Origin of the sequence: Arthrobacter methylotrophus, assembly GCF_039539965.1 — a bacterium.
GTDB lineage: Bacteria > Actinomycetota > Actinomycetes > Actinomycetales > Micrococcaceae > Arthrobacter > Arthrobacter methylotrophus.
The window spans coordinates 4,434,361-4,459,392 of sequence record NZ_BAABED010000001.1; the positions used below are offsets into that span (position 1 = coordinate 4,434,361).

The window sequence follows — 25,032 nt, forward strand, 5'->3', positions numbered from 1 at the left end:
GTGTCCACCGGAGGGCATGTCCCTTGGTGGACGGTGGCTAGACCCCTTCGAGTACCTGGCTCGTGGCCCACGCCAGGTACTTGGCGGCGTTCGCTACGGCGTCGTCGGCGTCGGGCACTCCGTTCTTGCGCTGCGCAACATCGAGCAACTGTGCCGCGGCAACCACCCCGTGCCCGGCCAGTTCCTCGGGCGTTACAACGATCCTGCCTGCCACCACAATCACAGGGATGCCATGCCCATGCGCTGAATCGGCCAAGGCGATGGGTGCCTTGCCGGTCAGCGACTGCGAGTCCATGGAACCTTCGCCGGTGATCACCAAATCCGCGCTGGCAAGCTGCTCAGGAAGTCCCGTGAGTCCCGCCACGAGTGCGAACCCGCCTTCCAGCGTCGCCTGGGTGAAGGCCAGGAACGACGCCGGGAATCCGCCAGCCGCGCCGGCACCGGGCACGTTGACGTCCTGACCGCCAGCTTCCCTGAGCAGGGAAGCCCAGTTGCGCAGGCCGGCGTCGAGCAACTCCACAGCCTCCTCATCCGCGCCCTTCTGCGGGCCGAAAACATGCGCGGCGCCGCCGTCGCCAAAAAGCGGATTCTGGACGTCGACGGCGATCCGGAACCTCACCACGGTCAGGCGCGGATCCAGCCCGGAAAGGTCGAGGGACACGACGTCGGCGAGCGAGCCTCCGCCGAGCGGAACCACGTTCCCGGCCGCGTCCAGGGGCTTGAGCCCGAGCGCGCGCAAGGCCCCGCTGCCGCCGTCGGACATGGCGGAACCGCCCACACCGAGCACAATCTCGTTGGTTCCGGCGTCGAGAGCTGCGGCGATGAGCTGGCCGCAACCGTAGCTGTGGGCGCGCAAAGCGTTCTCCGGCGTCGGCTCCATGTGCGCCAGTCCGGACGCTTGCGCTGTTTCGATCACCGCGGTCGCTCCGCCGAAGGCATTTTTCCGGATAGCCCATGCGGCACCCACAGGTTTGAGAATGGGGCCCACGACGGCGGTGATCCGCTCCTCGTAGCCTGCCGCCACGGCCGCTTCCAATGTTCCTTCTCCGCCGTCGGCAATGGGGAATTGCGTCACCACGGCATCCGGATAGACACGCAATACGCCGTCGGCCATGGCCGATGCAGCCTCGGCAGCGGTGAGGGAGCCTTTGAACTTGTCCGGGGCTATCAGGATGCGCATGCTTCCATCCTGCCAGCGGGCTAGGCTTTTCGCAGATCCGTGGGTAGGGATGTCGAAAACAGCTCACGCCGTTCGTATAGAGGATGAGACGCGGGCAGGGTGCCGGCGCCACACCCCAAGGAGGAACAGTCATGTCACGCTATCTGCTCAGCATTTACCAGCCCGACGGCCCCATTCCGGAACCCGAGCTCCTTAACAAGATCATGGCCGATCTCGACGTCCTGAACCAGGAAATGCGCGACGCCGGGGCTTGGGTTTTCACGGGTGGGCTGCACCCCGCCAGCACCTCCACAGTGGTGCGGATGAAGGACGGTGAAGCGCTCATCATGGATGGCCCCTTCGCGGAGGCCAAGGAGCATGTGGGTGGACTGTGGATCATCGAAGCCCCGGATCTAGACGGGGCACTGGAGTGGGGACGCAAGGCCGCCCAAGCTACCACTTTGCCTATCGAGGTCCGGCCGTTCGCGGGATATCGGGAATAGTTTCCCTATGATCCATATTTCGGAGATCGCACAAATATTCCGCGAAGAGTATGGACGCTCCGTGGCTATCCTGGTCCGTGTTTTGGGCAGCATCGACGCGGCCGAAGACGCGGTCCAGGATGCCTTCACCGAGGCGGTGGCCCGTTGGCCAGCCGCCGGGCTCCCGCCTAGTCCGGCCGGCTGGATCATCACCACGGCCCGCAACCGTTCCATCGATCGGTTACGCCGAGAGGCTACCGGGAGGGAAAAGATCGCCCAGGCCGCCCTGCTGCACGGCGGGCTGCACGGTGACGAAGCCGAAGGAATCGAGGTCGATTCAGTGGATGACAACCAACTCGGGCTGATCTTCACATGTTGCCACCCCGCCCTCAACCGGGCCGCGCAGGTCGCCCTGACGCTCAAACTCCTGGGCGGGCTCACCACCGGCGAAATTGCCCACGCATTCCTGGTGCCCGAGCCCACCATGGCCCAGCGCCTGGTACGAGCTAAAGGCAAGATCCGCGACGCCCATATCCCCTATCGTGTGCCAACGGGAGCTGAACTGCCCGAACGGCTGAAATCGGTACTGGCCGTGATCTACCTGGTCTTCAACGAGGGCTATGCGGCGAGCTCGGGCGCCGGGTTGGTTCGCGAAGACCTCTGCCGCGAGGCCATACGTCTAGGCAGGCTCATCATGGAACTCATGCCCGATGAGCCCGAAGCCAAAGGGCTCCTGGCCCTCATGCTTCTGCTTGATGCCCGCCGCGCCGCCCGGACAAGTCCCGAGGGCGGCCTGGTGCGGCTTGCGGACCAGGACCGCAGCCTCTGGGATACCGGCTTGATTGCCGAAGGGCAACGCTTGGTACGGGAATGCTTGAAGCTGAATCAGCCGGGGCCGTACCAACTCCAAGCTGCCATCAACGCGGTGCACAGCGATGCCGCATACCCGGCGAACACCGATTGGCGACAAATCCTGGCGCTCTATGGGCAACTCATTGCCATGGAGCCGACGCCGGTAGTCGCCTTGAACCGGGCAGTCGCCCTCGCGGAGGTGGAAGGACCCGCTGCGGGCCTGGCCGCCGTCGACCTTCTTGAACTGGGCAATTACTACTTGTTCCACGCCGTGCGGGCTGAGCTGCTCCGGCGCCTCAGCCGCGACGACGAAGCTGTCGCCGCATACCGTGCCGCGCAGGAACGCACCAAGAACGGCGCGGAATGGGACTTCCTGGAAGCGCGAGCCCAGGCGCTCACCACCATTGCCCCCGGCCCTGCAGCACCGACTTCAGACGATCCGCACGGTCGGTGACCAAGCCGTCCACGCCCATATCCAACAACCTGGCCATCTCTGCGGCTTCGTTGACCGTCCAGACGTGGACCTGCAGTCCAAGCCGGTGCGCCCGTCGTACGAAACCGGGCGTCACTACCGTCAAGGGTCCGTAGCGGACCGGCACTTGGAGGGCGTCGACGTCGTGCAGGATCTTCCGCAGCCAACGTGCCGGAAGAAGCGGTCCCAGCAAGGCGAAGGCGGCGTTGCAGACAATCCCCGCCGAAGAAGCCGTTCGACGGCGGAGCAGGCGTAGGACCGCTCGACGCCGGCGGTCGGAGAAGCTCGCGATCAACACGCGATCATGCGCATCGAGCCGTTCAATGACCTCGGCGAGGGCTTTGACGGTGTGCCAATCCTTGACGTCGATGTTCAGCCGTGCCAAGGGGAAGTCGGCCAGGGTGCCTGCCAGGAGCGCAATCCCTTCGCGGCCGCCGATGTGCGCCTTGGCAACCTCGGCGGCGGCGAGCTTGGAGATCTGGCCTTGGCTGTCCGTGACGCGGTCCAGGGTCTCGTCATGGAAGAGGAGCACCACGCCGTCGGCCGTGGTGCGTGCGTCAGTTTCAACATGCGTGAAGCCAAGCTCAAGCGCGGCGGTGAACGCCGAGGCCGAGTTCTCGAGCCCTTCCGGCGAAAATCCGCGGTGCGCGAAGGCAAGCGGTGCCGTTTGCCCGTCCGGGCGGCTGAAGAAGGGCAGATTTGGGCTCACATCGGTAGCGTAGCCCGGGGACCCCTGGCGAGTTAGCCGCGAGGCCCGCGACCCCCTCAGGATTCCTGCGGGACGATCTCCACGCCGTCGCCGCAGTGCACCAGCGTGCGGCCGCGGCCGCCGTCGAGGTTCACCCAAACCACGCTGTGGTCACCCGACACGGCGTCCACCTGGCCAGGGTTCTCAAACCCCGGCGCGAGCTTGACCTTCACGCGGTCTCCGCGGCGCAACTGCTTCCAATGTTCAGCCGGCACTGCGCGGAGAACTGGCGCCTCGGGCCACCCCGTCGTCTTCCTCTTTGCCATCATGTCCCCTGTGATAAGTATCGAATGATGGCAAGAGCCTATGGGGAGTAGTTGAACGGCAGTTGGACTGAAGCTGTGTAAAGGGTAAGCGGACCCAACTAACTCGCATTAGATGTCGCTTTGAGCCCTGATAACGACAACAAGTGCGAGTTAGTTGGACTCAGGACGCTAGACGCGCAGGGAAGCGAGCTTCGCCTCGAGGATCTGGGCCACACCGTCATCGTTGAAGTGCGGGGCTTGCTGTCCTGCCGCACTGATGGCTTCGGGGTGGCCGCTGGCCATCGCGTAACCGTCGCCTGCCCAGCGGAGCATCTCGACATCGTTGGGCATGTCCCCGAAGGCCACCACATCCGCGGCGACAATGCCCCGGGATGCCGCATATTCAGCCAACGTCACGGCCTTGTTGACACCGGGGGCGGACATTTCCAGGAGTGCCGTCCGTGGCGCTGAGTGGGTAGTCTCCACGAGATGCGCGACGGCGGGCTGCACCTCCGCCAGGAAGGCATCCGGCGTTCCGCTCCGGGTCACCGCAAGGAACTTGACGACGGCGTCTTCCGCGGTGAGCGTTTCGTCCAGCCGGGCCGGCGTGAACTCTGCCAGGAGCTCACTGGTCTCGTTCTCGATGAACCCTGGTTCGAGGTGGAATCCGGCAAGGGTTTCGGCCCCGAAAAGTGCGTCTGGACGGAGCCGCTTGATGATCCGGCGGGCCTCCAGCACTGACTCGATACTCAAGGCGTTGGAGGACATCAGTTTGTCGGCTTCAAGATCCCACACCACGGCTCCATTGGAACAGATGACGATACCGGTGTGGCCGATCTGCTCGCGGAGAGGGTGGAGCCAGCGTGGCGGCCGCCCGGTCACGAACACCACCTCGATGCCGGCGTCGCGGCACGCATGGAATGCGCTGATGGTGCGGCTGCTGATCCTGCCGTCATGGCCAAGGATGGTGCCGTCAATGTCACTTGCTACGAGCCGCATTATGTCAGTCTACGTGGGGCGCCCGCCGTCGAACCCGCCAAGGGCTAGTGCCGCTCAAATTGGCCCGTGATGACGGCCCGGCCCAAGGTGTGCGAAGCCAACTTATGGACGAGTGCTTCCGTGGAGGCCCCGGCGTCGGGACCCAACTCTGCGACATCGACGGCGTGGACGGCCACGATGTACCGGTGCGGGCCGTGCCCGGGCGGAGGCGCGGCACCCAGATAACCGGGGAACCCGGCGTCGTTCTTCAGCTGGAATGCACCTGCCGGCAAGCGCGAACCACCTACGGCCCCGGCGCCGGCCGGCAAGGAGCTCACACTGGCTGGCACGTTGACCACAGCCCAATGCCAGTAACCACCAGCTCTGGGCGCATCGGGATCAAAGACGGTGACAACGTAGCCCTTGGTGCCATCCGGGGCGCCGCTCCAGTTCAACTGCGGGGATTCATCCTTTCCGCCGGCCACCCCGAAGCGTTTGCTGGTCTGGGCGCTGCGCAGTGCCTCACCGTCCCGGAACGACTCGCTGCTCACATCAAAGGACGGGACGTCTGGAAGATCGGCGTAGCTCATGGCTGCCTTTCGATGCTTGACTCGGTCTCGGACGGCTGAAGGGCGTTGAGTTCGGCGCGCGTGGGCGGGTTCGCGCCTGGTCGGGACACCGTGATAGCTGCGGCGCGCGCTGCGTGGTTGAGGATCTCTTCAAGTACTTCGACGGGCAGGGCGTGGAGCTCTTCCCGGTTTTGTGCCCCTGCCAGTTCGTGGTCGACGATCCCGGAGAGCAGTGCGGCCATGAAGGAATCCCCCGCGCCCACCGTATCCGCCACGTCTACCTTGGAGGCGTCCACTTGAGCCTCACCCGCGGCGGTGACGCCCCACGGACCAGCTGCTCCCCGTGTGACGACGACGATGGCCGGACCAGCGCTCCCGCCCAAGCGCAGCCAGTGCCGGGCCGATTCCAAGGCGTCAACGCCCGGATAGAGCCATTCGAGGTCTTCGTCGGATGCCTTGACCACATCGGCAAGCGCAACGAAGCGCTCCACCTGGGCGCGCGCATAGTCCCGATCCTTGATGATGCTGGGACGGCAGTTCGGGTCGAAGCTAATGGTCGCGTTCGGGTGGGCATGCTCGACGGCGGCAAGGACTTCAGCGGCGCCCGGCTCCAACATCGTGGCGATGGAGCCGGTGTGCAGGAGCGATGTCCCCTGGAGCATGAAGGGCAGTCGCGCGGCGAGTCCGGGAAGCTCCCATATGAGGTCGAAGGTGTAGCTGGCCGCGCCGTCGTCGTCGATCAGGGCCGTGGCCACACTGGTGGGACTCTCGTCCGGCGGGAGGGGGACCATAACGGAACTGGACCGCAGGTGGGCCGCAATCGAGTCTCCGTAGGCGTCCTTGCCGAAGCGCCCGACGAACTGCACTGCGTGGTCCAGCCGGGCCAATCCGACGGCAACATTGAGGGGACTGCCGCCCACGTGGGCAGCAACTCCCGAGGAGCGCTGAACGACATCAACCAGCGCTTCACCTATGACTGTCAGCATGGGACAACTCTGCCACGCGGAGGCAGTGTGCGTCTCGCGATAGCAGCTGGTTTGTCTCAGCAAGCCTCACGCCAGCAGCCTTTGCACCAACTCCCGGCACTTCTTGTACGCAACCGCCCTGGGGTCGATCAGATCGAAATGGTCACCTGGTACCTTGAGGAACTGAGCCGCACCCCCGGAAGCCGTGGTTGCGGCAACATAGCCCTCGGATTGGCTGCACGGGACGTCGTCGTCCGCCGCAGCGTGAACGGCAAAAACCGGGATGGCAAGCGGGAGCGAACTCATGGGGTCCGCATAGATATGCCGTTTGGGGTATCTCACCGAGTCGCCACCCATCAGGTTGTCGACGGCGCCGTTGCTCAAGTTGAGTCGCTCGGCATCCGCCAGGTTCAGCAACCCCGATTGGCTGACGACGCCGCTCAGCTTCACTGACGAGCCGTTGTCGTGCCGATGGAGTTGACGATCGGCGTCCGGGGCGCCGATCGTGGAAAGCTTTTCCCGTCCGGCCGCCCAGACCGCGAGATGGCCACCCGCGGAGTGGCCAAGCGCAACCACTTTGTCGAGGTTGAGTTCGTGCGCCCCGGCAATCTCGCTCAGGTGGTCGATTCCCGTGAGGACGTCTTCGAAGGTGTGCGGCCAGCCGCCACCGTTGCCAGCCCTCCGATACTCAAGGTTCCAGGCGGCTATTCCATGCGCAGCCAGGTCCCTGGCAATCGGCTCACCGAGTTCGGCGCCGTACTGCGACCGCCAATAGCCTCCGTGGATCACCACCACCACTCCGTCTGGCCGACTGCGGTGTGGCTGCAGCGAGTTGTCAGGGACGAAGAGCTCGCCCCATTGGCTGGGGTGCTCCCCGTAGTAATACTTGTGCCGCTTCATCGTGTCCTCCTTTGTGCCGAGCCTATCGCGGCGAAACGCCGCGTAGGGGGAGCCAAGGCCGTGGAGATCTTGCTCCGGGTCAATGGCCGCTTCACGGGAACCCGGCCCCGTGCTCGTACGGACCCCCTCCCGAAACTGTCGGCCCACAGCCGTAAGCTGGAGGCATGGCTAGCAATTGGGACAGCTTGGATCCTCAGCTGCGCGAATCAGTACAGGCGAATGTGGAGCTCTACGAACGCGTCCGGCCTGCGCTGAAACTCGTCACCCGCGACGTCTTGCTGACTCTGCGGGACATGCTCAAGGACAGCGAATCCGTGCCCCTCTTCGTCACGGGACGCACCAAGACGGTCGAATCTTTCCGGGAGAAGATTTCCCGGACCGAGGCGCCCCTGGACGGCGGCCCGCGGGTGCTGAAGTTCCCGGACCCGTTCCGGACCTTGAACGACATGGTGGGCCTGCGCGTCATCACCAAGCTTCCGGCCGAAAACGCTGCGGTGGCCAACCTGATCAAACGTCAGCGCCAGCTTTTCGATTGCCGAGGCGACCTTGAAAAGGACATCGGATCCATCGAGTCCGGCACGTACGGATATTCAAGCCGCCACCTCATCCTGCGCACCATCCAGAACGAGTCGGTGAAGGCATACCAACAAGTCTTCAATCCGGACATTCCACCGAACGGCAGCTACTTCTTCGAGTGCCAGATCCGTACGGTATTTGCGCACGCCTGGAGCGAGATCGAACACGACATCCGCTTCAAGGCCGAGGATCCACGGGCCTGGACGCCGCACTTCGACCGCCAGTTCACCGCCACCGCGGCCATGCTGGAAACCGTCGAGAGTGCCTTCGCCGACCTCCACGAACGCTACGAGGAAGTCCGCGGCTACTGGGATCTCGAGGGCGAAGGTTCCATGCCCCTCACGCCCAACCGTGTGCGGGACGTCTGGCGGACGCTGCTTCCGCATGTTGACCGTAAAGTGGACGACGACTGGGGCTGGGCCGCGGAGCTTCTTGCGGCCCACGGGCTAAACAAGACCGTGGAGCTAGCCGGACTCCTCAGCGCCAACCGCATCACCGAAGTGCGCAAAGCCCTGGACCACCGCTACTCCCCCGGACCCGACCGCCTCTTGGATGACCTCCTGCTGTGGCAGTACGGCACCGAACACATCGACCTCACAGCCGAGGCGCCCGACGTCGTCCCCCACCCCCGGCGGGACAGCCTCCAGCGGCGGCTCAAGCAGATTGAGCGATACCGCCTGACCAACAACAGCAAGTAGCTCGCAGTAGATGTCGTTTTGAGGGCTCAAAACGACATCTACTGCGAGCTAGTTGGGCTGGGAGATCAGAACTTCCACGGCGCAGCCACGGCGGTCCCGGCGCCGACGGTGCGCCCGGCGAGCCGGTCAAGGAGCATCCTGATAGCGCCTTCGAGGGCTTCCGGATCCGGAGTGCCGGCGGCAGATCCAGGGCCCGCGGAACCCGGTGCCAGCACGTCGAAACCGGCCGGCTGCATGGTGTCCGAGATGATGACCTGGGCTACTCCCCGCCGTGCGAGCTCGCCCACCGTGAGGTCAAGAACGGTACCTGGAGGAAGGGCGCCAACGATCGCGCCGTCGGCCCCGCCGGAGAGCATGAAGCGCCGCCAACCTTCTCCGATGAGGATCACCGGCTGGTAGCCGTGCTGGGGCAAAATGCGTGCTGCCGTCGTGGCCAAAGCCCGGTCCCACGGCCATTCGAGGTCGCCAATGGCAATCGCCACAAGATCGGTCTTGCCGCGGCGCATTCCCCGGGCCGCCTGGTTCGGTACGTAACCCAGTTCCTTGGCAGCCGCCTGGACGCGCGCTTGCGTGGATTCGCTGATGCGGGTGGTGCCGCCGAGGCGCCCGGACAAAACATACGACACCGTGGTGAGGGAAACGCCGGCGCTCTTGGCAACGTCCCGAATGGTCGGTTTCGCTCCAAGCCCCATCGCCTAGCGCCTTCCTTTCTTACGGGAGCCCTTGCCGCGGCCCTTGTCCGGGTTCGGGGCATAGCGCTGCGCCACGGCCGGTTTCTTGGCGCCAGTGCCGCGCCGGTCCGGTTTAGCTGCCTTCTTGGGCTTCTCCTGCTGTGCCGAAGGCTGCCGGGAACTCTGCGCCGTGCGGCCACGGACAATACCGATGAATTCCTCGATGACCTCACTCGTGGAATCGCTCGGCCAAGCCAGAGCAATCTGGGTCCCTTCAGCCCCGGTCAGGCGACGCACCACCGTGTCCTTGACATTGAAGTGCCGGGCCACGGACATGGGCAAGACCACGAGCCCCGCACCGGAAGCCACTACCTGCATGGCCAGCTCCGGACCTCCCATCTCGGCAACATCCAGGAAGTTCTCTTCCGCGAGATCCTCCAGTGCCACCTCTTCGAACACGGAGATCTCGTGCCCTTTCGGAGCTACCACCACGGGCTGCTCTTCGTAAAGCGGAATGACATGGAGTCCTTCGCGGTCCACAGGCAAGCGCACAAAACTGAGGTCCGCGGAACCATCGCGCAACACCTCAAGCTGCGCGGCGTCGTCGGACATGAACGAGTGCAGCGGAACATCGGGCATGCGATCTTCCCAGCGCCGGATCCACTTCCCGGGCGTCACGCCGGCGACATAGGCGAAACGCAGCTCCCGGGGACCGCTCGTTTCGGCGTCGGAGGCATCGGAAGCGTCGGGAGCACCGGCTCTATCGGAGGCCTCTGGGGCTCCAATGGCGGGCGGGGATTCTTGATCGGCAGGCACCAGTTCACAGTACCGCTCACTCGGCTGCCAACGCAGCGCCAAGCCAAGCTACGCGGCGTACACCTGGACCGCCGTCGCCTTGACCACAAAATGGACGCGCGATCCCGGTTCCAACCCCAGTTCCGCGGACGCCGCCGGCGTGATGTCGGCCGCGAGATCCCCGGCCCGGACCCTAATGTGGTCTCCGTGCGGTTCAAGATCCGTGATGCCAACCGGAAAAGAGTTGCGCGGGCTGCCGTGCGCAGCATCCAGGAACACGGAAACGGCCGACGGCGGGAAGGCGGCGACGCCGGGCTGGCCCGGTTCCGCTTCGTCGTCGAGGTGTCCCGCGACGTGCAGGCTGGGAAGTTCCCCTGTGGCGACCGTCCTGAGACCGTCCTCCGTGACGGTGCCCGCCATGAGGTTCACTCCGGCGAGGCCGGCGGCGAATTGGCTGCGGGGCCGCCGAAGGACCTCACGGGTGGCGCCTTCCTCCACGATCCGGCCCTTTTCCATGACGATCACCCGGTCCGCGAGCATCAGGGCATCCAGGACATCGTGGGTGATTATCAGAGCGCGACGTCCCGAAAGGACCCGCTTGAGGAGCCGGCGCAAATGCGGAGCGGCATGGATATCCAGGGCAGACATCGGCTCGTCAAGGAGCAACAACTCGGGGCTGGCTGCCAGCGCCCGGGCCACGGCAACGCGCTGGGCTTGTCCTCCGGACAACTGCCCAGGCTTCCGTCCGGCCAACTGCGTGACATCGACTTCAGCAAGCCAGTACCGCGCAGTTTCACGCGATTGTGCCCTCGAAGCGCCAGCGCTGCGTGGGCCGAATGCCACGTTGTCCAAGACGCTCAGGTGCGGGAAAAGCAACGGCTCCTGTGCCATCAGTGCGGTACCGCGAATATGCGGCGGGGTCCATAACCGGCTGCCGCCGTCGAGGTTGAACAAGACCCGCTCCCCCAGACGTGCGGAGCCGGCGTCGGGCCGCAAGAGCCCTGCCGCGATGGAAAGAAGCGTTGATTTCCCGGCCCCGTTAGGTCCGAGGATCGCCACGGTTTCCGCCGGTCCAAGGCTCAAGGACACGTCCAAGTTGCGGGCGCGCACAGTGGCTTCGATGTGGAAGCTCATGCCGCGGCCTCTGCCGGGATATCCGCCCGGCGCGGACGCCGGTAGGACAGCCCGACGACGATCACCGCCACGGCTACAAGCACCAGCGAAAGGGCGACGGCGGCATTGGCGTCGGTCTCGCGCTGAAGGTAGATTTCCAGCGGCAGAGTTCGCGTGACACCCTGCAAGCTCCCCGCAAACGTGAGGGTTGCCCCGAATTCTCCCAGGCTGCGGGCAAAGGACAACACCGCTCCGGAGGCGAGCCCCGGAAGGACCATGGGCACGGTCACGCGCCGCAGAATCGTGCTGGGGCGGGCACCAAGCGTCGCAGCAACGGCTTCGTAGCGGTTTCCGGCCGTCCGGAGGGCGCCTTCGAGGCTGACTACTAGAAAGGGCAACGCGACGAACGCCTGTGCCAGGACCACTGCCGTCGTCGAAAAAGCGATCTGGATGCCCGCGAGCTCAAGGCTCTTGCCCAGAAGTCCCTGTCGCCCGAAGGTGTAGAGCAGCGCGATGCCGCCCACCACCGGCGGCAACACCAAGGGCAGGAGGACGAAGGCGCGGAGGAGCCTTTGACCGCGGAAGGGCCGCCGGGCAAGGACGAGGGCCAAGGGAATGCCGAGGAGGACGCAGAGGGTTGTGCTCGCTGCGGAGGTGCGAAGGCTGAGACCCAGCGCAGTGAGCGAGGACTCGGAGGTCACCAACGGGATGAATTGGGCCCAATCGACTTTCACGACCATGGCGGCCAAGGGCAGCAAGACGAACAAGCCGCCCACTGCCGCCAGTCCGTAGACCCAACGCGGTATCCCGCTGTAGTTCATCAGCGCCTACGGTACGCCAAAGCCTGCGTCGCCGAGGACTTTCTTGCCTTCGCTGCCGGTAACCAAGCTGATGAAGGCCGCGGCAAGGTCCTTGTGCTTGCTGGTTCCCACCGTGGCGATCGGGTAGGTGTTGACCGCATTGCTGGACTCGGGGAAAGGGACGCCCTTGACCTTGTCTCCAGCGCTCTTGACGTCTGTGACGTAGACCAGGCCGGCATCGGCCTCGCCCGAGGTCACCTTGCCCAGGACGTCGGTCACCGACGACTCTTCGCTCACGGGCTTCAGGGTGGTGCCGGTGGCCTTCTCCACGCTCTGGGCAGCTGCCCCGCACGGCACCTGGCTGGCGCAGACAACCACCTTCACGCCGGGCTTGGCGAGGTCCGCGAAGGAAGAGATCGACGCCGGATTGGCCGGCGGAACGGCTATGGTCAGGACATTGGTGGCGAAGTTCGTTGCCTTCCCGTCCAGGAGGGAAGCGTCGGACAGCTTGCCCATGTTCTTGGTGTCCGCGGAAGCGAAGACGTCGGCCGGGGCACCCTGGGTGATCTGCGTGACCAAGTCCGAGGATCCAGCAAAACTGAGGACCACTTTGGTGCCGGGGTTCTTCGCTTCGAATTCCGAGGCCAGCGTAGTGAACGTTGCTTTGAGCGAGGCTGCGGCGTAGACCGTGACGGTGCCGGAGAGCTGGGGCGAGCTGCTGCTTGTTGAACTGCTGTTTGTTGAGCTGCTGCTCGTTGCGCTGTTTCCGTTAGTGCCTGGGGTCCCGGCACAGCCGGCCAGCCCTACGAGCAAGCTCCCTGCTGCCACGAGAACCCCGATGTTCATGCGTGCGATCTTCACGTAATGCTCTTTCCCTGCGCGGTTTCAACAATGACGGTGGTGGCCTTGACGACGGCCGTAGCCACGGATCCCAGCTCGAGGCCAAGTTCGTGGACAGCCTCGCTGCTCATAAGGGACACCACCCGGAAGGGCCCGCATTGGAGCTCTACCTGGGCCATGACCTTGTCCGTAATGATTCCCGTGACCAAGCCAACGAAGCGGTTACGGGCTGAGCGGCCAACGTTGGTGGGGTCCTCGGGCAGCGCTGCCTGCTCACGAGCCACGTGGGCAAGCTCTAGTCCGTCCACTACCAGCCGACCGGACTCGTCTTTCATCCCCGTGAGGGACCCGTGGTCAATCCACCGGCGAACGGTATCGTCACTGACCCCGAGGAAGCGGGCGGCCTCGGAGACTCGTATATGCGGCATGAATCCATCCTAGAACCTCATATGCGTTTTAAACTAGAACTATTAACCGCAAAACCGTATATGACAGTCCGCGGGTGGGTCGCTTGGCCACCCAAGGGACGGAACCCCGGCCCCCGCAGCACGTCCGCCGCTGTGCCACTTCCCCGCGGTGGCGGATACCCTTGAACCATGACCTCTGCAAACTCCCAGTCCATGAAGCCGGCCACCGTTGCCAAGAAACTTGGCATCTACCTGCCCGCAACACCCCAGGAGTTCCAGGATTCGGAAATCACCCGCGCCGATTTCGCCGAGCTCCAGGCCAACGCGCCGGAGTGGCTCGCCGAACTCCGCAGGACGGGTCCGCACCCGCGTCCCGTGGTGGCCCAGAAGCTGAACATCTCCATCAGCGGGCTCGCCCGCGGCGGGATCACCGAGCCCCTGACGACGGCGGAAATCACCGAGCTGCTGGCAGCTCCCCCGCAGTGGCTCGTCGTCGAGCGCGCCACCCATGCAGCCGTCCGCTCCGAGGCGAAGCGCATCAAGGAAGAAGCCACCAAGAAGGAAGCCACCAAGGAAGCGAAGACGAACGCCTCGGCAAAGCGGGACGCACCCAAGGCATCCAAGCGGGACCACGCCTAGTCCCACCACTCGCCTCCACGCTTTGCTCAGCGCATACTGAAGGTGAAGCGTGCGCATTCGCGTGGAGGTGGTCCGATTGCCCGCCACAACTGGAGTCCAGCTGACGGTCTGGGAGATCGCCCTATGGGCAATCCTGATCATGTGCGCTGTTGCATTGACGGTCCATGCCGTCAGCAAGGGCGTCGCCCAGGGAAGCGCCGAGAGTGGACATGTCCCCCTGCGCGATCCGCTCGGCCACCGCAACCGTGACCTCGTCAAAGAGCCCGACGCCATCTTTTGGAACGTCTTCGCCGGACTCGTGGTGGTTGTCCCGGCAATCGTCATTCCCGCCTTGGCCTCGCCCGCCGTCGGACTTTTGATGCTCTTCCTCGGCGTCGGTGCTGCTCTTGCGGCCTTCTCAGTCGGCCGGAAGTTGGAGCAGAAGCGTCAAAGCAAGCCCGAAAACCGAGCGGGGTTCGCGGACGCCGCAGCTCGTCATGACGCCCTCTTGGCCCGTTGGAAAGAGTACGAGCTGGACCCTGCCAGGGGCATCGACTTCCCCGGCATGAGCGACGTTAATATTCCCCAAACCGCTGCCTTGGTTCGGGCTCTCCAGGAAGCGCAACGCTGCCGGATCACCGCTGGGACGGACTATCCGAGCGCCGTCGAGCTGTTGGATGCCGCGATGGCCGAAGCTGAAGCGGCTGCGGGCATTTCTGCGACGATCCGCAACCAGCCAGCCGAATTGCCCGGATTCCAAAAGTGAAGTCTCGGCTCTTTCGGGGTGTGAAAGCGCCAAGACCTCACGCGTGGATTAGCCGCGCGCCCTAAGAGACCGGCACAGTAGCTACGCGGTTGTTGGCGGTGACGATCCTGGCGGCCGTTGCCTGGCCCATCCGGACTGCTCCATCCACATGCTGGTAGCCTTCCGCAGCGAGGTCGGAGGAGGACCAGTAAATGGGCCCAACGTTGGCGTGCTGGTCCTTGCCGTAGCGGTGCAAGCCACCCAGGTCGTAGCTGGCCGCGTAGGCACCGCGGGTCCATTCCTCGGAGCCCCAATCGGATTCGTAGTAGACCTCGGCATCCAAGGCCCTCTCGCCCAGGAAGTTCGCGATGGACTCAAGGATGGCTTTCTTGCGCTCCTCGGCGCTGAGTTCGAAGACGGCATCGGCCTTTTCGTCGGACACGAAACCCACCAAGGTGCCGCGGGTATCTCCATGGTTGGTGTTGTCGTATACCTCCTGGACCAAGGCGTCCGCACCGAAGCCGGTACCGGACAGGCCGTCTTCGCGCCAGAACGGCGTGCTGTAGACAGCGTGGACCTTGATGACCAGGCCCAGGGACTGGTGCTGGTGCATCTGGTGTTGGCGGCGCGGCAGCGGCGGGTTGAAGGACACCCGGGAGTACAGGTTCGGCGGGACCGCCATGATGACGAATCGCGCATTGACGATGGCGCACTCGGACTCGACCGTGACGCGGTGGCCTTCGCCGTCTCCCCCAGCTGGCTCCCAGTTGATGGTTCGGACGGGACTGTTAAGTACGACGTCGTCGCCCAATTCAGCGGCGATCAGCAGGGAGACCTGCTGCATGCCGCCGATAACCCGCTTGTCCAGGATGAAGTCTTCGTCGGTGAGGTTGGAGAAGGAACCTGCCGAAGCCGCCATCAGCACGGCCTGCAGCGCCGAGAAAGCGTGGGCGGGCTTGGTGAGCATGCCTCCGGCGATGAAGAGGCCGATGTTGTTGCAGGCTTCCTCGTCCGTGGAGTTCTGGCGCAGCCAGTGGTGGAAGGAGATGGTGTCCAGTTCGCGGGCCTTGGGGTGCGCCCAAGGCTCCTCGGGGCCGATCTCGGCGGCGAGCCTGTCCAGGGTGGCCGTAAGCTGGTCCATCTCGGCTGCGGTGGTCTCGCTGACCGGGAAGGAAGCCCCGGTGTAGCGGGTGCGGTGGCCATCCGGCGCCAAGTAGACAGACTCTCCATCGCGGTAGCGGGAGTGCATCTTCAGGCCCAATTCGTCCAAGAGTCCCATCAGGGCGGACTGATCCGGGGACACCCATTGTCCACCGATTTCCAGCATGGCTCCGTCAATGGTGTCGGTCCACGTGCGGCCTCCGACGCGGTCGCGCGCTTCGAGCACGGCCACGCTGAGTCCGGCCTTCTTCAATTCGCGTGCGGCCGTCAGCCCCGACGGACCAGCACCGACAATGACGACGTCGCGATCAAGATTCAACATGATGTCCTTTCTGTGGCCGCCCCCGTTGGCTGACCAATAAATGAATGGCATTCATTTATCTCAACTGTAACCGGCGTGGCCCCGGCTGTGAAGACCCCGGTGGAATAATGCTTTGACACAGCTTCCAGAAAGGTCAGCGATGCCTGCACCCACCCCTGCTCCCGGGGAGACCAAAGCGCGCCGGAGGGCGGGCCGGCCAATGGCGGCGGTCCTGGACCAGGACGGCATCACTGCAGCCGCATTGGAACTGATCAGCAAGAAGGGCTACGACGGCCTCACCATGGCCGCACTCGCCCGCTCCCTGGGCGTGGCGCCGTCGGCCCTTTACAACCATGTGTCCTCCAAAGATGAGGTCCTCAAGCTGGTTGAAGAGGACCTGATGTCCAAAGTGGACTCCGGCGGCTTCGGCACGCTGCCTTGGGAGGACGCAGTCCGGCAGTGGGCGTATTCCTACCGTGGCATCTTCGCCAGGCACACTCCTTTAATCTCCGTGATCGCAGTCCTTCCGGTCACGGACGCGCCACAGACCCTCGCAATGTACGAAGCCGTGACTGAGGGCTTCCTCCGCGCCGGTTTCCCAGAGCAGCAAATCATCCCGAGCATCGTCGCCCTCGAGGCATACATTTTCGGGGCTGCTTTCGACGCGAATGCACCGGCGGACATTTTCGACTCCGGCAAGCTGGCCGACTCGACGCCGCACTTCACCTCTGCGGTCCGCAGCCTTGGATCCGAGGGGAATAACTCCACCTCCGACCTGGCATTCAGCCTGGGCTTGGATGCCCTGATCACCGGGCTCGGGGGGCTAAGGGTGTAGCCCAACTAACTCGCACTTAACGTCGTTATGAGCCGCCAAAACGACAACAAGTGCGAGTTAGTTGGGGGGTTAAACAAAGGAACCCCGGTCAAAAAACCGGGGTTCCTTTCAAATGCGTGCGCGAGGGGGGATTTGAACCCCCACACCCTTTCGGATACTGGCACCTGAAGCCAGCGCGTCTGCCGTTCCGCCACTCGCGCGCAACTTCTTTCGCCGGGCTGTACCAGGATTCCCCTGACTCACCCCTGCGAAAGCAGCGAGATCAAGCATAACGGACAAGGACTTGAAAACACCAATCGACTAAGAACAGGAGCGTGAAACCCCTGGAATTGCTGGATCGCCGCCTCGCTGCGCACTACAGAAATCGCTCACGAGAGGCGGTGAAATCAGACGAGCCGGCGAACTTTTCCGGCGTTCCGGGCGTTGTGGAATAAGAGCATTCACAGTCTTGCCCAGTAGTATCGGGGTTGAGGACAGGCTCTTTGCGTGCGCTGCGGCCACTGCAAGGATGCGTCACGGCTATTCATACTGCAGGGTCACCGAAACGGAAGGAGAAGGACCATGGGCTTGCTTGACAGGGTTGAACGTGGCCTCGAAAAGGCCGTCCGCGGCGTCTTCTCCACGGGGTCGCGTGCGCGGGTGGAACCCGTGGAGATAGCCAGCAGGCTTCGCCGCGAACTGGACCACGAGTCCATCACCATCGCTGCCGGCCGCACGTTGGTTCCCAACGTCTTCGATGTCCATTTGAGCGATGGAGACTTCGCCCGGGCCCAAGAGTGGGGAACGCCCTTGGCCGAAGAGTTGTGCGACGTCGTCATCCAGCACGTGCGCAGCCAAGGTTACATTCTGCAGGGTCCGGTGCGGATCTCCTTCCAGCACGACGACGCCCAGCGCGAAGGCCACTTCGAAATCGCGTCCAGCACCGAGAAATCCAACGGGACCGCCGCGCCTGCCGCCCCGAAGCCCGTTGTCCCCGCAGCGCCAAGGCGTGAACCCACACGGCTCCAGCCTGTACTCGACATTGGCGGACAGCGCTATTCCCTCAACGCACCTTCGATCGTGCTAGGCCGCTCCTCCGAGGCGGACATCCCGGTGGATGACACCGGCGTTTCACGCAAGCACCTTGAAATCCAAACTGTGGACGGCGTGACCCGCGCCGTGGACCTCGGTTCCACCAACGGAAGCTACGTCAACGGCCACAAAGTGGACGGTAGCGTGGAACTTACTGACGGATCCACCATCACCATGGGACGGACCAAGATCATTTTCAGACTTCTTCCCCTGCCCTCTGGTGGGCGCCCGTGAGCGACATCAGCGAACTCACCATCACAGCACTCCGTTTCGGCTTCCTCCTGCTGCTGTGGGTACTGATCTTCAGCATCGTCTCGACCATGCGCCGTGATCTCGTGATCGGCCGCAAAGCAGCCATGGGAACGCCGACGGCGCGCGAAGTACGCAAGCATCCGGAACTCGCCCCTGCACCGCCCCAACCAGTGAAGCAGCAGGCCCGCCAACTCGTCGTCGTCGAAGGTCCGCTTAAGGGGACCACGCTTCCTTTGGCGGCCAGCCCCATCCTCTTGGGCCGCGCCCAAGAAGCCACGCTTGTCCTGGAAGATGATTACGCTTCGGGCCGGCACGCGCGCTTGTTTCCCCAAGGCAGCCGGTGGTTCATCGAAGATCTAGGCTCCACCAACGGCACCTATCTCGCCGACCAGCAATTGACCCGCGCCCTGCCGGTGGAGCTTGGCGTCCCCGTGAGGATCGGCAAGACGGTCATCGAATTGAGGGCGTAGCCCATGGCTTCCCCCCAGCCCTCCGAGGGCAAGGCGCTGCCTCCGGAGCCGCCCCTGATCATGCATTACGCGGCGCGGTCCGACGTCGGGCGCGTCCGCTCCAAGAACGACGATTCCGCCTATGTCGGCCGCCACCTTGCCGTCGTTGCGGACGGAATGGGCGGGCACGCGGGCGGAGACGTCGCCTCGGCATCCACCGTGCTGGACATGATCCACCTTGATCACGATGCATACCCGGACGGGGCGGAAACTGTCCTGGCCGACGAAATCCAGACTGCCAATTCCCTCCTCTCCGAGCTTGTCCACGTGGACCCGAAGCTCGCAGGCATGGGCACCACGGTCACGGCCCTGCTGCTCGAAGGCAGGCGACTGCACTTCGCGCACATCGGCGATTCCCGCGCCTACCGCCTGCGCAATGGCAAATTCGAGCAAATCAGCGTGGACCACACTTTCGTGCAGAGGTTGATCGATGAAGGCCGGCTGCGCCCCGAGGAAGCCGAAACCCACCCGCACAAGAACGTCCTCATGCGCGTTCTGGGCGACGTGGACGCCAGCCCTGAACTTGACTTGGACGAGCTTGACGTCGAACCCGGCGAACGCTGGCTCCTCTGCTCCGACGGCCTGAATTATGTCCAAGGCCCTGTGGTGGAGCAGGTGGTCCGCGAAACCAAGGACCTCGCAGAATGCGCCGAACTCCTCATTGAGCTCACACTCGCCAACGGGGCTCCGGACAACGTCACCGTGGTGCTCCTGGAAATCGTGGAAGCAACCGCTGGGGACGAGCTCAGCACGGCCGCCGTCGACGTCGTCAATCCGGTGCCGACCGTCCCGTCGAAAACACCGTCAGCCGAAAAGACCGAGTCTGAGGATAAAGAGTCCGGCCCCGCAGGCAAAACGGGCAATCCGGCGATAACGCCAAACAAAACAGCGCCCGACGCCGGCCCCTCCGACGCGGCCATGGTACCTGGGGCGGCGGGTCCAGCAACACCAGGCGGCACCTCTGAACCCCCGACCGCAACAGACCCGCACTTGGGCGAACATCTGTCTGCGGAAATCCTTCGCGAGGAACTCTCGAGCCGTCCGCACGAGTTGGTCGGCGCCGCGGCTACTGCAGCGGAAACAGGGTCCATCCCCACAGTGGCCGGACGCAGCGTCGCACGGCGCGCTGCCACCGTGCTGACCCACAAGGCTGAACAGGACCGCCAGGATCCGGTGCAGCTTGTCACCCGCAATCGGCGCTGGTTGACGCCTGCGATCGCTGCGGTCTTGGCCATTTTTGTGGTTGCCGGGCTGTGGCTCGGTTACGCATGGACCCAGACTCGCTACTATGTGGGTGAATACGAGCAGCATGTGGCGATCTTCAACGGTATTTCGCAGAGCCTGGGCCCGTTCCAGCTCTCGAAGGTGGAGGCCGTGACCAGCATCCGCATGGACTCCTTGCCTGAATTCACTCAACAGAGTGTTCGCCAGACCGTCCCGGCCCACGATCTCGCCGATGCCCAGCAGATTGTGAAAAGCCTGCAGGACCGGGGCACTACCGGCCTACCAAGCAATTGCCCCACAGCCACACCCAGGCCAACGACAAGCCCGAGCAGCACGGCAAGTCCTGCACCGGCGAGCCCAAGTCCTTCGAATGCGCCCACGGCGTCACCCACGTCCACACTGGTTCCAAGCTGTGCGGTGTCCCCATGATTCATGCAATAACCGCACCTAGCCCGCGCCGCAACGTCGAGCTCGCGCTGCTTGTCCTTGCCCTTGCTGTGGGAATCGGCGCCAGCGCCATGGTCGGGCTCAACAGCCCAGCGGCTTTCGACAGCGATTTCTGGTTCCAGTCGAGCCTTCTGGTCGTGGCCGCACTGGCTTTCCACATAGTCCTGAGGCTCCGCGCAAAATATGCGGATCCGATCATGCTTCCGATCGTCGTTGCGCTCAACGGCCTGGGCCTGGCCCTCATCCATCGTATGGACCAGCCGGGAGAGGACACGGGCAACAACCAGCTGCGCTGGACCATTCTGGCCATGGGTGTTGCAATCGTGGCGATCTGGTTGCTGAAGGACCACCGGCTTCTTCGCCGTTTCACCTTTATCTCGCTCGCGGCCAGTGCGATTCTTCTGGTACTGCCGCTGGTGCCCGGGATCTCTGCCGGCGAAGTGCTCGGGGCCAGCGTCTGGATCCGGCTAGGGTCCATGACTTTCCAACCGGGAGAAATCGCCAAGATCACCCTGGCTATATTCTTCGCGGGTTATCTTTCCTCCAATCGGGACCTTATCCTGCTTGCCGGCCGCAAGATCGGCCCCATGCAATTTCCGCGGTTCAAGGACCTTGGCCCCATGGTCACGGCATGGCTCGTGAGTATCGGCATCCTGGTCTTCCAGCGGGACCTCGGCACCTCGCTCCTTTTCTTCGGCCTCTTCATCGTCATGATCTACGTGGCAACGAGCCGCATCAGCTGGGTGGTCATCGGTCTTGTCCTGATCGTGGGCGGCGGATTCCTGGCGGCGAAGTTTTTCTCGCACGTGGCGTTCCGCTTGGACAGCTGGTTGAACGCCTTCACTCCGGAGGTTTTCGACCGGTCTCCTGGCGGCAGCGGGCAGATCGTCCAAGGCCTCTTCGGCATGGCCGACGGCGGCCTCGTCGGTACGGGACTCGGGCAAGGCAGGCCGGACCTCGTGCCTTTTGCCAATAGCGACATGATTGTCGCGCTCATCGGCGAAGAACTGGGACTGATCGGTCTCTTCGCCGTGGTGCTGCTCTACATGCTGCTCTTCACCCGCGGGTTCCGCACCGCTCTCGGCGCGCGGGACGCGTTCGGCAAGCTCCTCGCTTGCGGCCTGTCCTTTGCCATCGCGATTCAATGCTTCGTGGTGATCGGCGGCGTCACACGGCTGATCCCCCTGACGGGTCTCACCACTCCCTTCCTTGCGGCAGGCGGTTCGTCCCTGCTTGCCAACTGGATCATCGTGGGCCTGTTGCTCATGATTTCCCACACCGCGCGCGGCCCGGTGGACACTACGCCCATTACCCATGCCCCTACAGAGGCGGTGACTACCGCATGAACCATTCCATACGCAATTCGTGGATGGCAGCCGTTGCCATGTTCGCCCTCCTCTTCGGTGCGATCAGCTACGTCCAGGTCATCGGCGCCAACGACCTGAATGACAATCCTTGGAACCAGCGCGCCGTCCTGGCGAACTACTGCAATGACCGCGGTGCCATCATCGTGGGCGGCAAGCCCATCGCCGAATCCGTGGCCGGGGATGAAACCTGCAAGTACCAACGCAGCTACGCCCAGCCCGAGCTCTACGCGGGGATTACGGGTTACTTCTCCAGGACCTATGGATCCACTGGACTTGAGCAGCAGCTCCGGGATGAGCTGGCAGGCAGCTCCGACCAACTCTTCCTGGACCGGGTCAGCCAGATTTTCCTCGGCAGCCAGCCGAAGGGGGCCTCGGTGGAGCTGACCCTCGATCCAGCGATCCAGAAGCTCGCCTACGACCTCATTCCTGACGGCCAGCGTGGTTCGATCGTCGTCACCAACCCGAAGACGGGCGCCATCATCGCCATGGTCTCCAAACCGTCCTACGATCCCAACCTGATCGCCACGCACGATCCCGCCAAGGAACAGGCAAGCTACAACCAGCTCAACCAGGTTCCGGGCATCAATCTGAACCAATCCGTGAGTGGACCGACCGGTGCGCTGCTGGCGCCCGGTTCCGTGTTCAAGCTTGTCGATACCGCGGCTGCGTTGAGCTCCGGAAAGTACAATAAGGACAGTGTCCTGCCGAACCCGGACAGCCTCCCCTTGCCGGGTTCCACTGCCTCGTTGCCCAACTATGCCGGCGGCGACTGCTCAGTGCGCAGCACAGCAGATTTCCCGTTCGCGCTCGAGCAGTCCTGCAACACGCCGTTCGCCAGCATCGCGCTGGACCTGGGGCAAAAGGCCATCGCGGACCAAGCCGCCAAGTTCGGCTTCGGGCAGGATTTCGGCGACCAGCTCAAGCTTCAGTCCGCGATCAGCGTCTTCCCGAAGGACCTGGACCAGGCAGAGCTTGCGCAGTCCGCCGTCGGGCAGCGAGACGTGAAGGCCACTCCGCTGCAAATCGCGATGATGACCGCTGCCATTGCCAATCACGGCGTCCAGATGAAACCGAATCTCATCAAGACCGTGCGGGCACCGGACCTACGTGTCATCAGCGAACCCAAAGCCGAAACCTTGCGCACCTCTACGACTCCCGAGATCGCCAGCCAAATCACCGAGTGGATGACCGACGTCGTATCCAAGGGCATCGCAAGCGGCGCCGCGGTACCGGGAATCCAAGTGGCTGGAAAGACCGGCACGGCGCAGCTCGGCGATACAGGCCTGAATAACTCATGGTTTACCGGGTTCGCCCCGGCGAACGACCCGCAGGTAGCCGTCACCATTGTTATGGAGAACGTTGACGTGTTAACCGGAGCAAAGCTAACCAGTCCGAACGCGAAGAAGATTTTTGAGGCGGTGTTGAATAAGTGAGACCTTCGTCAGGAATCACCCTCGGCGGCAGGTTCCAGCTGACCAGTCGCATTGCGATTGGCGGCATGGGAGAGGTCTGGAGGGCCAAGGACCAGATCCTTGGTCGGATCGTTGCCATCAAGGTGCTCAAGGAGGAATATACCGGCGACCCCGGGTTCCTCCAGCGCTTCCGAGCCGAGGCCCGCCACACCGCGTTGCTTAACCACGTCGGGATTGCCAACGTCTTCGACTATGGAGAAGAAGACGGCTCCGCCTACCTGGTAATGGAGCTGGTGCCGGGTCAGCCGTTGAGCAGCATCCTCGAGCGTGAGCAGGTCCTTTCGCCGGACCGCACACTGTCCATCATTTCCCAGACTGCCCGGGCGCTTGCGCCCGCGCACGCCCAGGGCCTGGTGCACCGCGATATCAAACCGGGCAACCTGCTGATCACGCCGGACTTCCGTGTCAAGATCACTGATTTCGGCATCGCGCGCCTCGCGGACCAAGTCCCGCTCACACAGACCGGACAGGTCATGGGTACCGCCCAGTATCTGGCGCCGGAACAGGCTACGGGACAGACGGCCACGGGTTCCTCTGACATATATTCACTCGGTGTTATTGGGTACGAGTGCCTCACCGGGCACCGTCCGTTCTCCGGTGAATCGCAGATCGCCATTGCGCTGGCCCAGGTCAACGACGCCCCGCCGCCGCTGCCTGAAAGCCTGCCCACTCCCGTTCGCGCGCTGCTGATGTCCATGCTCGCCAAGGACCCGAAGAACCGTCCTGCAGACGCCATCAAACTGGCCGAGGCGGCGGAAGCGATCCGTCGGGGCGACATCGCCGCGGCCCATGCAGCCGTGCCAGGGATGTTGTTGTTCGAATCCGCCACGGGTCCCATCACGGCACCTACCAGCATCGCTACGGCGCCTACAGGCATCGTCACCTCGCCCTACGGCCAGGAAACGCGTTCGACGTCGACGTCGGCACTTCCGGTGATCGGCGCCGCGGCGGCAGGAGCCGCAGGGGCTGCGGGCGAAGGTGGAAATGCGCTCTCCCGCGCCAATGCCCTGGCCGCCGAGCGTAGCTTGGATGAGGCCGACGAGCACGACCAGTACCTCCATGAGGAAGAGGAGTACCAGACCGAGCCGCAACGGAAAAGGCGCAGTCCGTGGACTTGGCCGCTCATCGCCCTGATTGTGCTCGTGCTCCTTGCCTTGCTCGGCGCGTTCCTGACCCAGTCCGGATTCTTCAACCCAAGTAGTCCGGCACCGGCCAGCACGAACCCTCCGTCCGTGACCTCCAGCGCGCCCCCTACCTCCGCGAGTCCGACCCCCACGGAGACTTCGGCCAGCCCGACACCCACCGCGACCACCCCGGAGGCCATCAACCTGATCCCGGAGGCGTACAAGGGCCAGCCGTATGACAGGGTGCGCTCGGACCTCAACGCGCTCGGCCTCGTCGTCAACGGTATCCAGGTCTTCGATCCATCAACGCCTGGCACTGTCATCGACATCAACCCTTCCGGCCCCGTGCCCAAGGGAGCGACGATTGACGTGAGCTACTCCAAGGGGCCGCAATTGGTTTCGGTACCGACCATCGGCAAGGGAGCGACCGAATCACAAGTGCAGGCTGTCATCGAAGGCGCAGGCCTGCGCTGGGTGACGGGAGCCCCCGTTGATGGAACAACCGGCCAGGCGCCGGGAACATTCGTCAGCTCCGATCCTGCCGCCGGACAGAAAGTGGCTGCTGGATCCGTGGTGACCTACCACTTGTCCACGGCGACGCCTACTCCCTCTGCCACGAGCAGCAAATAGGACACT

26 protein-coding genes and 1 tRNA gene are annotated in these 25,032 nt (G+C 63.9%); 12 read left to right on the forward strand and 15 right to left on the reverse strand.

All coding sequences use genetic code 11. The features are described from left to right. Positions 1-37 precede the first annotated feature (37 nt). Positions 38-1,180 carry a glycerate kinase gene (locus tag ABD884_RS22840; RefSeq protein WP_345052436.1) on the reverse strand — a complete coding sequence of 381 codons (1,143 nt, stop codon included), beginning with the start codon at positions 1,178-1,180 and terminating at the stop codon, positions 38-40. Positions 1,181-1,311: 131 nt separating this feature from the next. Here ABD884_RS22840 and ABD884_RS22845 point away from each other — a divergent pair, with 131 nt between their 5' ends. Beyond that, positions 1,312-1,662, forward strand: coding sequence for a YciI family protein (locus ABD884_RS22845; RefSeq protein WP_345052439.1), 351 nt, complete (start codon positions 1,312-1,314; stop codon positions 1,660-1,662). A 7-nt stretch (positions 1,663-1,669) separates the two neighbouring features. Further along, positions 1,670-2,947, forward strand: coding sequence for an RNA polymerase sigma factor (locus ABD884_RS22850; RefSeq protein WP_345052442.1), 1,278 nt, complete (start codon positions 1,670-1,672; stop codon positions 2,945-2,947). On the opposite strand, the gene ABD884_RS22855 is transcribed toward ABD884_RS22850, so the two are convergent. The 6 genes from ABD884_RS22855 to ABD884_RS22880 all read right to left on the reverse strand — a co-directional run bounded on the left by ABD884_RS22855 (position 2,889) and on the right by ABD884_RS22880 (position 7,370). After that, positions 2,889-3,674: a glycerophosphodiester phosphodiesterase family protein gene (locus ABD884_RS22855; protein ID WP_345052446.1), complete on the reverse strand. Its 786-nt coding sequence runs from the start codon at positions 3,672-3,674 to the stop codon at positions 2,889-2,891. The genes ABD884_RS22850 and ABD884_RS22855 overlap by 59 nt on opposite strands. Positions 3,675-3,730: 56 nt before the next feature. After that, positions 3,731-3,979 carry a hypothetical protein gene (locus ABD884_RS22860; protein ID WP_345055225.1) on the reverse strand — a complete coding sequence of 83 codons (249 nt, stop codon included), beginning with the start codon at positions 3,977-3,979 and terminating at the stop codon, positions 3,731-3,733. Between the two features lie 168 nt (positions 3,980-4,147). Beyond that, positions 4,148-4,957, reverse strand: coding sequence for a Cof-type HAD-IIB family hydrolase (locus ABD884_RS22865; RefSeq protein WP_028267954.1), 810 nt, complete (start codon positions 4,955-4,957; stop codon positions 4,148-4,150). Between the two features lie 44 nt (positions 4,958-5,001). After that, entirely contained in the window at positions 5,002-5,526 is a 525-nt protein-coding gene (locus ABD884_RS22870) for a YbhB/YbcL family Raf kinase inhibitor-like protein (RefSeq protein WP_345052451.1), read from the reverse strand. Then, positions 5,523-6,491, reverse strand: coding sequence for a carbohydrate kinase family protein (locus ABD884_RS22875; RefSeq protein WP_345052453.1), 969 nt, complete (start codon positions 6,489-6,491; stop codon positions 5,523-5,525). The genes ABD884_RS22870 and ABD884_RS22875 overlap by 4 nt, the downstream gene beginning before the upstream one ends. A 66-nt stretch (positions 6,492-6,557) precedes the next feature. Continuing rightward, entirely contained in the window at positions 6,558-7,370 is an 813-nt protein-coding gene (locus ABD884_RS22880; RefSeq protein ID WP_345052457.1) for an alpha/beta hydrolase, read from the reverse strand. 164 nt (positions 7,371-7,534) lie between these two features. Between ABD884_RS22880 and ABD884_RS22885 the strand changes: the two genes are divergently transcribed. Then, the gene (locus ABD884_RS22885; protein ID WP_345052461.1) at positions 7,535-8,644 is read left to right on the forward strand and encodes a GTP pyrophosphokinase; all 1,110 of its coding nucleotides are present in this window, start codon (positions 7,535-7,537) and stop codon (positions 8,642-8,644) included. Positions 8,645-8,709: 65 nt separating this feature from the next. Here ABD884_RS22885 and ABD884_RS22890 read toward each other — a convergent pair whose 3' ends face one another. From ABD884_RS22890 to ABD884_RS22915, 6 genes are read right to left on the reverse strand one after another with little or no spacing between them, the layout of a single operon-like run. Next, positions 8,710-9,336: a LacI family DNA-binding transcriptional regulator gene (locus tag ABD884_RS22890; protein ID WP_345052466.1), complete on the reverse strand. Its 627-nt coding sequence runs from the start codon at positions 9,334-9,336 to the stop codon at positions 8,710-8,712. A gap of 3 nt (positions 9,337-9,339) precedes the next feature. Beyond that, positions 9,340-10,131 (reverse strand): LysR family transcriptional regulator substrate-binding protein, encoded by a 792-nt coding sequence (locus ABD884_RS22895; protein WP_376953743.1) that lies wholly within the window; start codon positions 10,129-10,131, stop codon positions 9,340-9,342. A 48-nt stretch (positions 10,132-10,179) separates the two neighbouring features. After that, on the reverse strand, positions 10,180-11,244 hold the full coding sequence (locus ABD884_RS22900) for a sulfate/molybdate ABC transporter ATP-binding protein (protein WP_345052476.1): 1,065 nt from the start codon (positions 11,242-11,244) through the stop codon (positions 10,180-10,182). After that, entirely contained in the window at positions 11,241-12,044 is an 804-nt protein-coding gene (locus ABD884_RS22905; protein WP_345052480.1) for an ABC transporter permease, read from the reverse strand. The genes ABD884_RS22900 and ABD884_RS22905 overlap by 4 nt, the downstream gene beginning before the upstream one ends. A 6-nt stretch (positions 12,045-12,050) precedes the next feature. Continuing rightward, positions 12,051-12,884 carry a molybdate ABC transporter substrate-binding protein gene (modA, locus tag ABD884_RS22910; RefSeq protein ID WP_345052484.1) on the reverse strand — a complete coding sequence of 278 codons (834 nt, stop codon included), beginning with the start codon at positions 12,882-12,884 and terminating at the stop codon, positions 12,051-12,053. Next, positions 12,881-13,291, reverse strand: coding sequence for a TOBE domain-containing protein (locus ABD884_RS22915; RefSeq protein ID WP_345052489.1), 411 nt, complete (start codon positions 13,289-13,291; stop codon positions 12,881-12,883). The genes modA and ABD884_RS22915 overlap by 4 nt, the downstream gene beginning before the upstream one ends. 168 nt (positions 13,292-13,459) lie before the next feature. On the opposite strand from ABD884_RS22915, the gene ABD884_RS22920 reads away from it, so the two are divergent. Further along, the gene (locus tag ABD884_RS22920; RefSeq protein ID WP_028267944.1) at positions 13,460-13,909 is read left to right on the forward strand and encodes a DUF5997 family protein; all 450 of its coding nucleotides are present in this window, start codon (positions 13,460-13,462) and stop codon (positions 13,907-13,909) included. A 49-nt stretch (positions 13,910-13,958) separates the two neighbouring features. Further along, positions 13,959-14,654 (forward strand): hypothetical protein, encoded by a 696-nt coding sequence (locus tag ABD884_RS22925; RefSeq protein WP_345052494.1) that lies wholly within the window; start codon positions 13,959-13,961, stop codon positions 14,652-14,654. Positions 14,655-14,715: 61 nt separating this feature from the next. On the opposite strand, the gene ABD884_RS22930 is transcribed toward ABD884_RS22925, so the two are convergent. Then, positions 14,716-16,116, reverse strand: a complete 1,401-nt coding sequence (locus tag ABD884_RS22930) for a flavin monoamine oxidase family protein (RefSeq protein WP_345052499.1) — start codon at positions 16,114-16,116, stop codon at positions 14,716-14,718. 139 nt (positions 16,117-16,255) lie between these two features. Between ABD884_RS22930 and ABD884_RS22935 the strand changes: the two genes are divergently transcribed. Continuing rightward, entirely contained in the window at positions 16,256-16,930 is a 675-nt protein-coding gene (locus ABD884_RS22935; protein ID WP_345052502.1) for a TetR/AcrR family transcriptional regulator, read from the forward strand. 117 nt (positions 16,931-17,047) lie between these two features. On the opposite strand, the gene ABD884_RS22940 is transcribed toward ABD884_RS22935, so the two are convergent. Further along, positions 17,048-17,130: transfer RNA gene (locus ABD884_RS22940), tRNA-Leu, on the reverse strand. 361 nt (positions 17,131-17,491) lie between these two features. Here ABD884_RS22940 and ABD884_RS22945 point away from each other — a divergent pair. Genes ABD884_RS22945 through ABD884_RS22970 form a run of 6 tightly spaced genes read left to right on the forward strand, consistent with a single transcriptional unit; the run spans position 17,492 to position 25,026 of the window. Then, positions 17,492-18,235, forward strand: a complete 744-nt coding sequence (locus ABD884_RS22945) for an FHA domain-containing protein (RefSeq protein WP_028267941.1) — start codon at positions 17,492-17,494, stop codon at positions 18,233-18,235. A gap of 5 nt (positions 18,236-18,240) precedes the next feature. After that, positions 18,241-18,723: an FHA domain-containing protein FhaB/FipA gene (locus tag ABD884_RS22950; protein WP_345055232.1), complete on the forward strand. Its 483-nt coding sequence runs from the start codon at positions 18,241-18,243 to the stop codon at positions 18,721-18,723. 3 nt (positions 18,724-18,726) lie between these two features. Then, complete coding sequence (locus tag ABD884_RS22955) at positions 18,727-20,415, forward strand: PP2C family protein-serine/threonine phosphatase (protein ID WP_345052510.1); 1,689 nt, start codon at positions 18,727-18,729, stop codon at positions 20,413-20,415. Next, positions 20,412-21,779, forward strand: coding sequence for an FtsW/RodA/SpoVE family cell cycle protein (locus ABD884_RS22960; protein ID WP_345055236.1), 1,368 nt, complete (start codon positions 20,412-20,414; stop codon positions 21,777-21,779). The genes ABD884_RS22955 and ABD884_RS22960 overlap by 4 nt, the downstream gene beginning before the upstream one ends. Next, the gene (locus ABD884_RS22965) at positions 21,776-23,233 is read left to right on the forward strand and encodes a peptidoglycan D,D-transpeptidase FtsI family protein (protein WP_345052517.1); all 1,458 of its coding nucleotides are present in this window, start codon (positions 21,776-21,778) and stop codon (positions 23,231-23,233) included. Before ABD884_RS22960 ends, ABD884_RS22965 begins: the two co-directional genes overlap by 4 nt. Then, a complete protein-coding gene (locus ABD884_RS22970; RefSeq protein ID WP_345052522.1) occupies positions 23,230-25,026 on the forward strand; it encodes a protein kinase domain-containing protein in 1,797 nt (598 codons plus the stop codon). The genes ABD884_RS22965 and ABD884_RS22970 overlap by 4 nt, the downstream gene beginning before the upstream one ends. Positions 25,027-25,032 lie beyond the last annotated feature (6 nt).